The 13,483-nt window shown below is 39.5% G+C and carries 16 protein-coding genes; 5 read left to right on the top strand and 11 right to left on the bottom strand.

Annotated features, from left to right (window positions below):
• Positions 1–3: 3 nt before the first annotated feature.
• On the bottom strand, positions 4–741 hold the full coding sequence (locus G6W43_RS00420; RefSeq protein ID WP_194168886.1) for an NAD+ synthase: 738 nt from the start codon (positions 739–741) through the stop codon (positions 4–6).
• Positions 742–861: 120 nt separating this feature from the next.
• Here G6W43_RS00420 and G6W43_RS00415 point away from each other — a divergent pair, with 120 nt between their 5' ends.
• A complete protein-coding gene (locus tag G6W43_RS00415) occupies positions 862–1,464 on the top strand; it encodes an MBL fold metallo-hydrolase (RefSeq protein WP_194168885.1) in 603 nt (200 codons plus the stop codon).
• Between the two features lie 147 nt (positions 1,465–1,611).
• Here G6W43_RS00415 and dnaK read toward each other — a convergent pair whose 3' ends face one another.
• From dnaK to G6W43_RS00400, 3 genes are read right to left on the bottom strand one after another with little or no spacing between them, the layout of a single operon-like run.
• The gene (gene dnaK / locus G6W43_RS00410) at positions 1,612–3,486 is read right to left on the bottom strand and encodes a molecular chaperone DnaK (protein WP_002942660.1); all 1,875 of its coding nucleotides are present in this window, start codon (positions 3,484–3,486) and stop codon (positions 1,612–1,614) included.
• Between the two features lie 31 nt (positions 3,487–3,517).
• Positions 3,518–4,060 (bottom strand): nucleotide exchange factor GrpE, encoded by a 543-nt coding sequence (gene grpE / locus G6W43_RS00405; RefSeq protein ID WP_103645282.1) that lies wholly within the window; start codon positions 4,058–4,060, stop codon positions 3,518–3,520.
• Positions 4,057–4,851 (bottom strand): HrcA family transcriptional regulator, encoded by a 795-nt coding sequence (locus G6W43_RS00400; RefSeq protein ID WP_087581009.1) that lies wholly within the window; start codon positions 4,849–4,851, stop codon positions 4,057–4,059. The genes grpE and G6W43_RS00400 overlap by 4 nt, the downstream gene beginning before the upstream one ends.
• A gap of 367 nt (positions 4,852–5,218) precedes the next feature.
• Between G6W43_RS00400 and G6W43_RS00395 the strand changes: the two genes are divergently transcribed.
• From G6W43_RS00395 to G6W43_RS00385, 3 genes are all read left to right on the top strand, one after another.
• A complete protein-coding gene (locus G6W43_RS00395) occupies positions 5,219–5,464 on the top strand; it encodes a DNA-binding protein (protein WP_103641782.1) in 246 nt (81 codons plus the stop codon).
• Positions 5,465–5,644 (top strand): hypothetical protein, encoded by a 180-nt coding sequence (locus G6W43_RS00390; RefSeq protein WP_107945893.1) that lies wholly within the window; start codon positions 5,465–5,467, stop codon positions 5,642–5,644.
• 269 nt (positions 5,645–5,913) lie between these two features.
• Positions 5,914–6,264, top strand: a complete 351-nt coding sequence (locus G6W43_RS00385; RefSeq protein WP_230855690.1) for a hypothetical protein — start codon at positions 5,914–5,916, stop codon at positions 6,262–6,264.
• An 88-nt stretch (positions 6,265–6,352) separates the two neighbouring features.
• Here G6W43_RS00385 and G6W43_RS00380 read toward each other — a convergent pair whose 3' ends face one another.
• From G6W43_RS00380 to G6W43_RS00350, 7 genes are read right to left on the bottom strand one after another with little or no spacing between them, the layout of a single operon-like run.
• Positions 6,353–7,630, bottom strand: a complete 1,278-nt coding sequence (locus G6W43_RS00380) for a dihydroorotase (protein WP_148802847.1) — start codon at positions 7,628–7,630, stop codon at positions 6,353–6,355.
• A 2-nt stretch (positions 7,631–7,632) separates the two neighbouring features.
• Positions 7,633–8,562: an aspartate carbamoyltransferase catalytic subunit gene (locus tag G6W43_RS00375; protein WP_194168884.1), complete on the bottom strand. Its 930-nt coding sequence runs from the start codon at positions 8,560–8,562 to the stop codon at positions 7,633–7,635.
• 17 nt (positions 8,563–8,579) lie between these two features.
• Complete coding sequence (locus G6W43_RS00370; protein ID WP_021085857.1) at positions 8,580–8,990, bottom strand: tetratricopeptide repeat protein; 411 nt, start codon at positions 8,988–8,990, stop codon at positions 8,580–8,582.
• A gap of 9 nt (positions 8,991–8,999) precedes the next feature.
• A complete protein-coding gene (locus G6W43_RS00365) occupies positions 9,000–9,227 on the bottom strand; it encodes a hypothetical protein (protein ID WP_002942640.1) in 228 nt (75 codons plus the stop codon).
• A complete protein-coding gene (locus tag G6W43_RS00360; RefSeq protein ID WP_194168883.1) occupies positions 9,224–10,249 on the bottom strand; it encodes a DHH family phosphoesterase in 1,026 nt (341 codons plus the stop codon). Before G6W43_RS00360 ends, G6W43_RS00365 begins: the two co-directional genes overlap by 4 nt.
• Positions 10,250–10,258: 9 nt before the next feature.
• Positions 10,259–12,454, bottom strand: coding sequence for a flagellar biosynthesis protein FlhA (flhA, locus tag G6W43_RS00355; RefSeq protein ID WP_103596779.1), 2,196 nt, complete (start codon positions 12,452–12,454; stop codon positions 10,259–10,261).
• A 2-nt stretch (positions 12,455–12,456) separates the two neighbouring features.
• Positions 12,457–12,861, bottom strand: a complete 405-nt coding sequence (locus tag G6W43_RS00350) for an Rrf2 family transcriptional regulator (RefSeq protein WP_004317794.1) — start codon at positions 12,859–12,861, stop codon at positions 12,457–12,459.
• 146 nt (positions 12,862–13,007) lie between these two features.
• Between G6W43_RS00350 and rpsO the strand changes: the two genes are divergently transcribed.
• Positions 13,008–13,280, top strand: a complete 273-nt coding sequence (gene rpsO, locus G6W43_RS00345; RefSeq protein WP_103617640.1) for a 30S ribosomal protein S15 — start codon at positions 13,008–13,010, stop codon at positions 13,278–13,280.
• The last annotated feature ends 203 nt before the right edge of the window (positions 13,281–13,483 follow it).

Raw genomic sequence — 13,483 nt, 5'->3', positions numbered from 1 at the left:
CTTTTAAATTTTCACTATCAACGGCATTTGTCGTTTAAACCTGTTTGACACAACTCTATTTTCTATATCCAAGACCGCTTTTAATCCAAACTTTTTGATGGCTTGCTCCTTGTTATTTTCTAAATTTTGTAAAATTTCATCAATGACAGCATAGCTGTAACCTATGTCGCCCTCGTCACTTTGCCCATCCCAAAGATCGGCCGAAGGTGCTTTTTTGATAAAATTTTCATCAACACCAAGATGTTTTGCAAATTCAAAAATTTCACTCTTATAAAGCTCTCCGATAGGATTTATCGCGCATGCCAAATCCCCAAATATCGTGCCATAGCCAAGCATAAGCTCACTTTTGTTGCTTGTGCCGATGACTAGAGCGTTTATACTAGATGAATAATCATAAAGCAAGCTCATTCTAACTCTAGCTGCTAAATTCCCTTTTCTTAAATTGCTTAAATTTACATCTATCGTTTCGTAAAAGGCATTTAAAATGCTCTCAATGGATAAAACCTTATATTTTATGTTTAGTTTTTCACATAAATTTAAGGCGTCGTCCATATTTTCTTTGTTTGATGATGCTGTTGGCATAATGAGTGCATGAGTTTCATCTGGCTTTGCTCTCGCACAAAGTGTCGCAACTACAGCAGAATCAATACCGCCACTTACGCCTAATAGTAGATTTTTACCTTTAGTTTTATCTTTTAAGCTAAAAACCAAGGTTTCTTCTATTTTTTGATACCCCTTCATTGTCCCTTTGCCTAAATTTGCTTCCTTTTGCAAAAATTATACTAATTAAATTTAAAATTTTTCTTTAAGTTTAAGTAAAAAGATGTAAATATTTAAGAAATGATAAATTTAAGGTAAGAAATGAGAGTAATGCATAAAAGTTTTGGCGATTTTGGGACAAATTGCTACATCGTTACCAAAAATGGCTCAAGTTTGGTGATAGATCCAGGCGATGGGGCAAAAGGGTGGGTTTTGCAAAATGCACAAAATTTAAAGGCAATACTTTGCACTCATGGGCATTTTGACCATATTTACGACGTGAGCGAGCTAAAAAATGAGCTAAAAATCCCAGTTTATATCAATAAATTTGACGCTTTTATGTGCGAGAGTGACATTTTTGGCTATATGAAAAACACCTTTGTGTCAGATGTTTTGGCTCAAGGCGATGAGAGCTTTGTAGTGGATGACTTTTCTTTTAAATTTCACCATTTTCCAGGGCACACTCCAGGCTGCTCGATGATAGAGATAGAAGATGCGATGTTTAGTGGAGATTTTTTATTTAAAGGTAGCATCGGACGCTGGGACTTTCCATATTCAGATAAAGATGAGATGCTAGAAAGCTTAAAAAAATGTAAAAATCTAAAGGGCGACTTCGCACTTTACCCAGGACACGGCGAAAGTAGCACGCTAAAAGCCGAGCAACAAGAGCTTGATAGATGGGTGGAGATCGTTAAAAGGTCTTGATTTTTGAGTGCGGCAAATTTTTACATTTTAGAAATTTATATTTTTTGTCTTATAAGATGATGTTGTAAGTGTGTTAAGAAGTGTTTAGAAGTTTAAATTTATAAGTTAAATTTAAAGAGCAAGGCTGGTTGCCCTGCTCTAGAAGTTTTACTCGACTTCAGCGTCTATGACGTCGTCGTCTTTTTTGTTATTTCCGCCGTTTGCACCAGCGTTTTCATCTTTTTTATACATAGCTTCTGCTAGTTTGTGGCTAGCTTTGCTTAGAGCTTCTACCTTTGCATCGATTTGCTCTTTTGAAGAGTTTTCATCTTTTAGAACCTCTTTTAGATCATTTAGCGCAGCTTCGATGTTGCTTCTATCCTCAGCTGGGACTTTCTCGCCAAGCTCGCTCATGCTCTTTTCAGTTTGATGAACAAGAGCATCTGCTTGGTTTCTAGCTTCGACTGCGTCTTTGCGCTTTTTATCCTCTTCTTTGTGAAGCTCAGCATCTTTTACCATGCTATTTATCTCATCTTCGCTAAGACCGCTTGATCCTGAGATAGTGATATTTTGGGCTTTGCCAGTCGCTTTATCTTTTGCTGAAACGGTTAAAATTCCGTTTGCGTCGATGTCAAATTCAACTTCGATTTGAGGCACGCCTCTTGGAGCTGCTGGGATGCCCTCTAAGTTGAAGTTACCAAGTGATTTGTTATCCCTTGCAAACTCACGCTCACCTTGTAAAACCATGATAGTAACGGCACTTTGGTTATCTTCAGCAGTTGAGAAGACTTGACTTTTCTTAGTTGGTATAGTTGTGCCTTTTTCGATGATCTTTGTCATCACGCCGCCAAGTGTCTCGATACCAAGGCTAAGTGGAGTAACGTCAAGAAGTAGCACATCTTTAACGTCGCCTTTTATAACCGCACCTTGGATCGCAGCACCGATAGCCACGACTTCATCTGGATTTACGCTCTTATTTAGCTCTTTGCCAAATGCCTTTTTAACCTCTTCTTGAACAAGTGGCACACGAGTTGAACCACCGACCATTACGACCTCTTTGATGTCGCTCTTGCTTAGACCTGCATCTTTGATGACTTCATTTATCTTAGTGATAGTCTCACCCACAAGTGAGTCGATCATGCCTTCAAATTTAGCACGAGTTAGCTTTTTGACAAGGTGTTTTGGGCCAGTCGCATCAGCTGTGATAAATGGTAAATTTATCTCAGTCTCTTGAGCTGAGCTTAGCTCTTTTTTAGCATTTTCAGCTGCTTCTTTCAAGCGTTGAAGTGCCATGATATCGCCTTTTAGATCGATACCAGTTTCGTTTTTAAACTCACTTACTAGCCAGTCGATGATCTTGTTATCAAAGTCATCACCACCTAAGAATGCGTTACCGCCAGTTGCCAAAACTTCAACGATATTATCGCCAGTTTCAAGCACTGTAACGTCAAATGTACCACCACCTAGGTCATAAACTAAAATTTTCTCAGCCTCTTTTTTATCAAGACCATAAGCAAGCGCCGCAGCTGTTGGCTCGTTGATGATACGAAGTACGTTTAGCCCTGCGATAGTTCCAGCCTCTTTTGTAGCCTTTCTTTGGCTATCGTTAAAGTATGCAGGCACAGTGATAACCGCGTCTGTTACCTTTTCACCAAGATATGCTTCAGCGTCTTCTTTTAGCTTGATAAGAATTTTTGCTGAAATTTCTTGCGGAGTATAGACCTTACCAGCGATCTCAACCGCGCAAGCGCCATTTCTATCTACAACGTGATATGGCAAGCGAGCCTTTGCCTCTTCAGCATTTTTTTCATTGCTCATCAAACCCATGATACGTTTGATAGAATATATCGTTTTTTCAGGGTTTGTAACTGCTTGACGTTTTGCGACGTCACCTACTAGAATTTCACCTTTGTCTGTAAAAGCAACAACAGATGGAGTTGTGTTTTTGCCCTCTTTGTTTGGGATAACCTTGCTCTCGCCACGCTCAAAAACGCTCACACAAGAGTTTGTTGTACCTAAGTCTATACCTATAACTTTTGACATATTTTTCCTTTATTAGATTTATTTTTTAAATTTAGTTTGCCACACTGACCATAGCTGGGCGCAAAACCCTACCATTTATCATATAGCCTTTTTGTAAAGCTTGCACGATCTGACCGCTTTGCTTCTCCTCGCTATCGACCCTTAAAACGGCATTATGCACATTTGGATCAAACTCGGCATCAGTTGCGATCTCGCTCACGCCATGCTTTTCAAAACATTTCTTAAACTGATTTATCGTTATCAAGATGCCCTCTTTGATCTTTTTAGCAAATTCATCATCTTCTGGATCAAAATTTGCAGCGATCTCGAGCGCATCAATGACTGGTAACAAGTCCCTTGCAAATTTCTCATTTGCATAGCTTGCAACGTCTGCTTTCTCTTTTTCATAACGCTTTTTGATATTTTCAAACTCAGCATTTGCTCTGTAATATTTATCAGTGATCTCGCCAAGCTCTTTTTCGAGCTTCTCCACTTTTGAGATATCGCCAAGTGCATCTAAATTTACGCTATCGCTAGCTACCTCTTGCATAGGCTCAACCTCAGGTAGATTTTGCTCTTTTACCTCTTCGCTCACGCGGCCTCCTTTATTAGATTTATAAATTTCACATAATCAGTATAAACACTGCCAGCACAGATCATCTGCGCCTCACTACCAAGGTAGTTTGCTTTAAATTTAAGCCCCATGTAATTTTCGTCAAACATAGGAGAAAATGTAAGTTTTTCATCCATCTGCAAGCTAAAACTTGGGTCAAAAACCATCTTAAAGCGTCTATCCTTAAACATATCAAAGGCTAAAATTTCGTTTTCTTGGAAGTAAATTTTAGTCCTTTTAAGCTCTCTTATCTTGTTTTTTAGTTCGCTTAAGCCAACTTGAGAACAGATAAGCTCAAGCTTGTCTAAACTAACTCCGATAAGGTTGTTTAAAAATTTATACATCCTAGCGTCAAATTTGATGACGATCTCATCGCCACTAAAATTTAAAATCAAATATCTATCATTTAAATTTAAAATTTCCAGCAACTCCTTATCGATCGTGCCAAAAATCATGCAATAAAGCTCAAACTCATCACAGAGCATCTTTAAGCTTCTTGGGTCATTTATCTCTAAATTTATGTCGCTCTCAGTAAAAATTTCACTCCAATATCTTCTCATCGCAGCGATAGTTGGGATCCTGCCGCCACTGATGTGAAGCTTTGTGATCTCGCCCTCATCTGAAAGCTTTTTAAAATAAACACGTATCGTAGATGCCGGTATCGCCACGCTCATGCGAGAGCCAAGCTCGTTTGAGCCAATAGGCGCATTGTCCTGCAAATAGGCTTCAATGATAGAATTTAGTATCAAATCGCGTTTATTTGTTTTACTCACTTTTAGCACTCTTTCTTTTTAATTGCTAAGCGGATTATACAACTTTAGTTTATCAATGTCAAGTATATAAGTTAAAAAAATTTATTTATATATATTTAGCCTATATAACTAAACTTTTCTAATGCCTATATTATAAGCTTTGCGTAAAAACAAATAAAATTTAAAGCAAAATAAAAAATTTAACTTCAACATAAAACCCAAAATTTCTAATTTTATTCAAGAATTTAAAAGATTTTTATACGTTTTAACGTATATTATAAATAGTTTTTAGTATATTTAATACTTAATATTGATATTTATATACTATTTTACATTATTTATATAATATTTTAGGTATATTTAATGATAAATAACGTATAATTCTTCAATGATTGAAACAAGTGATATATTTAATTTGCTTCACAATGCAATTGAGGCAAAAAATATCGGTAAGAAAATTTCACAAGCAAAAATGGCAGAGGATCTTGGCGTGCCTATGAGGACATATCAGGACTGGAGACTTGGAAACTCAAAGCCACAAGCTGCTGCTGCTGTTTGCAAACTGCTATGTGAGCTTGACGATGATGAAATATTATTTGTTGTCAATAAGATGAGAAAATTGCTAGGAAAATAGATGGAAAATTTAACACAAAAAGAGAGAATCGACCTTGAGAGCGTTTTTGCAGTTATTTGCACTAAAAAAGAGCCAAAAATTTTAGCTACCTACAAGGATCTATGCTCGGCTGCAGCTTCAAAATTTCATGTAGTTAAAAATAAGATCAAAAAAGCAAGAGAAAAAAGAGCCAAAATTTAGTATTTTTGGCTTGAAATTTGGATATTTTATAAACTTTATAGCCAAAAAGGCTATCAAATAAATTTCATTCTACCTATTTATATAGGGTTTTGCTCCGCTTATCTTAACGAGCATCTATCTTAGCTACCAAAATATCTATAAATGGTGGCTCCAGTAGCCAAACGCAAATTTGTCAAATTCAATGTCACCACCCTATCTTCTCCTCTTCTTTATTGCGTATTCTTTTTACATTTCTTATCTATAAATTTTGGGAATTTTTCGCAAGATCAATGAGCAAAGATGGGCTAAATAGGATGGAATTTGAAATTTCAGAGCTTGCAAAAGCGGTTGGTTTTAGCGTCATTTCAAAAGACAGAAACCCAGCTTGGAAACCAATAAACGATAAATTTGCAAACGACATCTTAGAAGAGCTTAAAATTTATAAGCCAAATGCAAGGATAACAGCTGTGCATGCTGGACTTGAGTGTGGAGTGCTTTTAGAGAAAAAGGCAGGTCTTAGTGCATGTTCTATTGGACCAAACATCTACTCACCTCACTCTACAAGAGAGCACTGCGAAGTAGCTTCTGCGCTTTTTATAGAAAAAGTCGTTCGCGGTATCGTTAAAAAATATAACTCATAAAAAAGTAAAATTTGCTAGAAATTTCTAGCAAATTTTATATCTCAAAGCATCTAAAGCAAATTCGCCCGCAAACGCGAGCAAATTTAGACTATTTTCCAAACTCATAAACGATCTTGCCACTTTTTATAGTAGTAGTCGCTGCGCCTTTTAGCTTTTTGCCAAAGAGTGGAGAATTTACCGATTTTGATCGGTTTATCTTCTCATCATAAACATACTCGATCTCAGGGTCTATCACAGCGATGTCAGCTAGCATGCCCTCAGCAAGCCTGCCTTTATCTTTTAAATTTAGCATCTTAGCCGCATTTGTAGATGTTAGCTCCACCATGCGCTCTAAGCTTATAACGCCTTCATTTACAAGCTTAAGAGTGAGTGGCACAAGAGTTTGAAGTCCAATGATACCAAATGGCGCCTTGTCAAATTCCACTATCTTTTCGTCTGTGTGGTGTGGTGCATGATCGGTCGCGATAACGTCTATAAGTCCGCTTTTTAGCGCATCTCTTACCGCTTTTACGTCGCTTATCTCACGAAGTGGCGGTGACATTTTGAAATTTGTATCGTAGGCATTTTTCAAAATTTCATCGTCGCTAAAGCTAAAATGGTGAGGTGTGGCCTCGCAAGTGATGTTTATGCCCTCTTTTTTGCCCATTTCAATGATCTTAAGCGAGTACTCCGAGCTTACGTGAGCGATGTGGATGTGCGCTTTAGTGAGCTTTGCAAGTAGCATATCACGGCTCACTGCGATCTCCTCTTTCTCTCTCGCCATGCCACGAAGCCCAAGTATGGCCGAGACCTTGCCCTCGTGCATGACGCCCTGCCTGCAAAGCGAGCAGTCCTCTGAGTGACTTATGCAAAAGCTGCCAAACATACTTGAGTACTCAAGTGCTGCTCTCATCACGCTTGAGCTTGTAACTGGCAAGCCATCGTCGCTAAATGCAACTGCGCCAGCCTCTATAAGATCGCCCATCTCGACGATCTCGTTGCCCCCAAGCCCTTTGCTGATGGCTGCGATTGGTAAAAGATCGATCAGTCCGCAGTTTTTGGCCTTTTCTATCATCGCCCTTGTGATTGAAGCGTTGTCATTTACTGGATTTGTGTTCGCCATGCAAAGGCAGGTTGTCACTCCTCCAGCTACGGCCGCTTGCGAGCCTGAGATGATGTCGTCTTTATACTCTTGACCAGGATCGCGAAAATGCACATGCATGTCGATAAGTCCTGGCATGACTAGCTTATTTGTAGCATCGATGACCTTATCTGCCTCAAATTTCTCACTTCCGATTTTGGCTATTTTGCCGTTTTCTATTAGGATATTTGCCTTAAATTTCTCGTCGCTATTTACGATAGTGCCGTTAATTATTGCTATTTTCATCGTTAGCCCCTATTTTTTGCAAGCGTATTTAGTATCGCCATTCTTATAGCAACGCCGTTTTCAACTTGATTTAGTATGACTGAGTGCGTGCCATCAGCCACGTCTGAGTTTAGCTCCACGCCCCTATTTATCGGTCCTGGGTGCAGCACGATCGCGTCAGGCTTTGCTAGCTTTATCCTATTTTTATTTAGTCCAAAAAATTTCGAGTACTCTCTCGAGCTTGGAAATGCCACATCCGCACCGCCACGCTCTAGCTGGATGCGAAGCATGATGATGACGTCGCTGCCCTCGCAAGCCTCCTCCATATTTTTGCAAATTTGAGACTCAAAGACCTCAGCGTCTTTTGGCATCATCATCCTTGGTGCAAAAAGCTTTAAATTTATGCCAAATTTCTTCATCGCCCAGATGTCAGACCTTGCCACGCGGCTTCTAGCGATGTCACCGATGATCGCCACGTTTAGGTTTTTATCTAAAATTTTGCCATGCTCTCTTAGTGTGAAAAGATCAAGCAGAGCTTGGCTTGGGTGCTCATTTGTGCCATCCCCTGCATTTACGACGCTAGCCTCTGTTCTATCAGCTGCAAATTTTGCCGCTCCAGAGCTTGGGTGACGAAGCACGATGATGTCAGTTCTCATAGCAGCCATGTTATTCATCGTGTCATTTAGGCTCTCGCCCTTTGTCACACTAGAGCTTGATGAGCTGAAATTTATCGTATCAGCTCCAAGCCTCTTTGCTGCGATCTCAAAGGATGTTCTAGTTCTTGTCGAGTTTTCATAAAATGCGTTGATCGTGGTCTTTCCACGAAGGTAGTCATTTTTTTTAACTTGGCTTAAATTTAGCTCCTTAAACTCTTTCACCGCCTCTAGAAAATATAAAATTTCTTCCTTGCTAAGCTCTCTAGTTCCTATCAAATCTTTATGTTTGTAGCCCATTTTAAGCCCTTTTTGATCTATTTTGTTACAAAGTCACAAGCTGGTTTGTAGCCGTTGTCACAAGCTTTTTTAAACAAAGCTTTTGCCTTCTCTTCGCTTTTTGCTTCATTATCATCTTTGTCTTTTATAAGGCCATAAGCTGTCATTTCGCCTAGCTTTTCGCACGCCATGCCCTCATTTTCGTCGCACATTTTTGTAAAAATTTTCTCAGCCTGTGCTCTATCTTTTGCCACGCCATCGCCGTTAAATAGCATGATCGCATTCATCGTGCAAGCTTTCTTCTCGCCCTCGCCGCAAGCTTTGTTAAAAGCAAGATAGGCCTCATTAAAATTTTTCTTTGCATAAAGCTCATTTGCCTTGTCTAAATTTTCATTTGCCATAGCATTTAGCGCAAAAAGTGCCGCCGCTAAAACTAAAATTTTCTTCATATTTTCTCCTTATTTAAATAACTTTGGATGGTGTTTTTTCATATATTCAACTATCTCTATGACCTCGTCGCTACCGCTAGCGTCAGAGTTTTCTAGCGCATCGTCGATGCACTCGACATAGAGATTTGCCGCCTCTTCAAGCTTGTCTTTTTTCACGCCAGCATAGTAAAACATCGCTTCAAGCACCATGCTAAGCTCGTAGCTAAGCTCCTCTACGCTTACCTCTTCTTCTTTCATATCTCCTCCTGTGTTTTTTTAGTTATCAGATCAACTATCTGCGCCTTGATCGGCTCATAGCTAAAGCCATCTTTGAAATTTGCAAATAGCCCGCCGCTTGCATTGACATGTCCGCCGCCGCCAACTAGGTGTTTTGCCATGGCGCTAACATCAAGCTTGCCATTTGCGCGAAAGCTTAGCGTTTTTTTATTTGTCACGTCGATAAAGAAGTCAAATTCAGGATTTGCCACTAAAAAGTCATTGCCGATAACCGAAACATTGCCGACATTGTAGGTTAAAATTCCTTTATGATCTTTATAGCTTATGCTAAATTTCTCTTTATTTTCACTAAGTTTTTTTACGACGTAGTTTGAGATCAAGTTGCTTAGCGTATCGTCTTTATCCTCTTTAAAAAATGACTTTTTAATGGCATGCACCTGCATATCAAGGCCGATATAGTCGTTTTTCTCGTTAAAAAATTTGCTCGCTTCTTTTAAGATATGATCCATATAAAGGTTATTTTCAGCTTCAAACATCACCTTATTTATCTCTTTAGCATTTGCCACAAGCCCCAAGCAGACCTTACCCATCTCGAAATTTTTATCATCTTTTAGCCAGATATCCACGGCATTTACGACGTCACTAAAAATTTCAAGCTCTTTGTTTTTGCCAAAAATGCCCGCAAAAAAATCGTAAGTGATCTTTGTAGCACACCTTGAGCTATCTAAAAAATACCATGAGTAAACGCTCGCACACTCAGCACCGCTTTGGTGATGATCTAGCAAAAATAGCTTTATATTTTTACCATCTATCATCTCCTCAAAGCTCTCACACTGAGCTAGGCTTAAATTTAGATCGGTGATCAAAATGACGTTTTTATCATCGTTTGATGCATCTATCTCAGATAGAATTTGAGCAAATTTATCATCTATCTCTCTGCCGTAGTTTGAGTTTAGAAATTTCACATCTTTGAAGTAAAAATTTGTTATGTATTGCGCTCCGTATCCGTCAAGATCGGTGTGCGAGAGGTGATAAATTTTCATCTTTTTCCTTTATAAATTTTCTATTTCTATGACGCCAACCGTTTCAAATGGCGTATTTGCCGAGATCTCAGCAAAGCTTAGCACCACTATATCGATGGCGAAATTTGCGCAGATATTTGCTATAAATTTGCGCAAGCTTGGCTCCACGCAAAGCACCATTTCTCCGTGCTGGCTCATCGGTCGCTTCTCTTTTTCACGCCTAAGTGCTTGCACGATAGAGGATGTCTGCGCCACGTTTATCATCAGATGATAGGCGCCGTCTTTATACTGCACCGCGTCCATGAGCTTTTGCTGTGCGGCGGTGTCTAGGATATAAAAATTTAGCTGTCCCTTTTCATCTACATAAAGCGAGGTGATGACGCGTGAAAGCGCTGCACGTACGTGCTCGATGATCATATCTAAATTTTTACTAACCTCGGCGATGTCGCTGATGGCTTCAAGTATGCTAAGCAGGTCTTTGATCGGGATATTGTCTTTAAGCAGCGTTTTTAAGACCTTTTGGATCAAATTTATAGGTGCGATCCTTAGCGTATCCTCGACCACGACTGGGTAGTCGATCTTTAGTTTGTCTAGTAAATTTTGCGTCTCTTGACGAGTTAAAAGCTCGGCTGCGTTTTGCTTTATAAGCTCGCTCATGTGCGTTGAGATGACGCTTGCAGGATCAACTATCGTGTAGCCGCTAAGTATGGCGTCCTCTTTGACGCTAGCATCGATCCAAAGAGCATCTAGCCCAAAAGCTGGCTCTTTTGTCGGAATTCCTTCTATATCTTCGCTCACTAGTCCGCTATCCATCGCTAGAAATTTATCCGCGTAAATTTCGCCCTGACCGATCACGATGCCTTTTAGCTTAAAGCGGTACTCGTTTGGCGGTAACTGGAGGTTGTCGCGTATCCTTATCTTTGGCATCAAAAAGCCAAGGCTTGAAGCGATGTTTCGCCTCATAGCGCGAATTCTTTCTATTAGATCCACATCAGCTAGCTTTAGTAGGCCATATCCTAGGTCAAGCTCTAAAATTTCAAGCTTTAAGATATCATTTATCTTTGTCTCTTCTTCTCTTGCGATCTCTTCGTCGCTCTTTTTCGGTGCCTTAGCAGCCCCACCACTCGCAGCTGCTGCCCCTGCCCCACTTGGCGCAGCGCCGCCAGCCTTTTTAGAAGCAGTTTTCTCTTTTGGTGCAAGGCTTAAATTTAGCCCGCCGTCTTTTGTCTGCTTGATGATGTAGCCAAGCCCCAAAAATAGTAGTGCTATAAAGCCAAGAGATAGGGTTGGAAGTCCTGGCACAAGAGCAAACATAAATAGTATGAAGCCTACTATCAGCAAGGTTTTATAATCGCCTAAGAGCTGATTTAGCGTGCCCTCTGCAAAGTCCTCGTCGTCTTTGCTAGCCCTTGTGATGATGATGGCGGTCGCTGTTGAAGTGATAAGTCCAGGTATCTGGCTAACTAGGCCATCACCGATAGTTAGGATCGTGTAGTACTGAGCCGATGTCGCCATATCAAGGCCGTGTTGAAACGAGCCGATAGCAAAGCCGCCGATGATGTTGATGATGGTGATGATGATACCAGCGACGGCGTCACCTTTTATAAATTTAGACGAACCATCCATCGCGCCATAAAAATTTGCCTCTCCGATAATGGCTTGACGTCTTTCACGCGCCGTTTTTTCATCGATCAAGCCTGCGTTTAGGTCCGCATCTATCGCCATTTGCTTACCAGGCATCGCATCAAGTGTAAAACGAGCTTGCACCTCACTCACGCGGGTTGAACCCTTTGTTACGACCATGAAATTTATTAGTACCAAGATACAAAAGACGATGGTGCCGATGACGAAGTTGCCGCCAACGACGAAATTTCCAAAGCTTGAGATGATCTCACTGACCGCTTCTGGGCCGTTGTGACCCTCACTTAAGATCATACGCGTAGTTGCGATGTTTAGTGAGAGGCGAAAAAGCGTGATGATGAGAATGAGTGTTGGAAACGTGCTAAGGTCAGTCGGCTTTGGCACGTAGATCGAGATCAAAATAATAAGCACTGAAATCGAGATCGAAAGTGCCAAGAAAAAGTCAAGCACCGCGCTTGGAAGCGGCACGATGATGATAGCAAGGATGGCAACGATGATGCCAACGATGCTAAGGCTTTTAAATTTGACAATCGGCGCAAGAAACGGTGCGACAAGAGTCAAGATATTATTTTTTTGCTTTGCCAACTTTACTTCTTAACGATGTCACTTAGTTTTATCGCGTCAAGCATCTCGTCGATCTTGCCTTGAAGGCCACTAAACATCGACCAAATTTGACAGCTTGAGGCTTTATTTGATGGGCAACCAAGCGCTGAAGATGAGCACTCAAAGACGCTTAGTTCGCGCTTTTCGGCGCATTCGATTATCTTTTTTATACTTAAATTTTCAGGTTCGCCGTTTAGTGCAAAACCGCCATTTGCTCCTTTAAATGACTTTAAAACTCCATCTTTTGCTAAATTTTGTAAAATTTTTGCCAGAAAACTTTTTGAAATTTTAAGCTCATTTGAGATCGTATCAACATCAACTGGCGATGATTTTTGAGATATTAAAATAAGCGAAAGTAGAGCGTATTCGCTTGCCTTTGTAAAAAGCATTTATCTTCCTTAACTCTTTAAATAGCCCTAATTTTATTAAATTTTTACTGCATTTTTCATTAATTTTTAAAAAGCGTAATTTTATCTAACTTTATGTTTTAAATGCTATAATCGCTCTTCCAAAATTCACCAATCAGGAGGTCATCATGGCTTTGGATTCGGCTAAAAAAGCTCAAATAGTTGCGAAATTCGCTAGAAAAGAGGGAGATACAGGCTCTCCAGAAGTTCAAATAGCTCTTTTATCAGCTAGAATAACTGAACTTACAGAACACCTTAAAATTTTCAAAAAAGACTTTTCATCACGTTTAGGTCTTTTGAAACTAGTTGGTCAAAGAAAAAGACTTTTAAAGTATCTTAAAAACAAAGACTACACTACATATTCAAAACTAATCTCTGAGCTTGGCTTAAGAGATAAATAATCCCACGGAGAGCGACCTGCTCTCCTTTTAAATTTCACTTTTACTTTCAAAATTTCTCTTTATTTTTATAGTTTAAATATCTTGCCACAAACTAAATTTAAATTTAATTTTTCATCTTTCAGCTTCTGTGTCAAATTTACACAATTTATTTCTTATTTGATAAATTTTAGAAATTCATGCAAATTTAGCATATTTTTTAAATT

Origin of the sequence: Campylobacter concisus (assembly GCF_015229965.1) — a bacterium.
Classification (GTDB): Bacteria; Campylobacterota; Campylobacteria; order Campylobacterales; family Campylobacteraceae; genus Campylobacter_A; species Campylobacter_A concisus_BD.
This window is presented reverse-complemented; position numbering and strand designations above follow the sequence as displayed.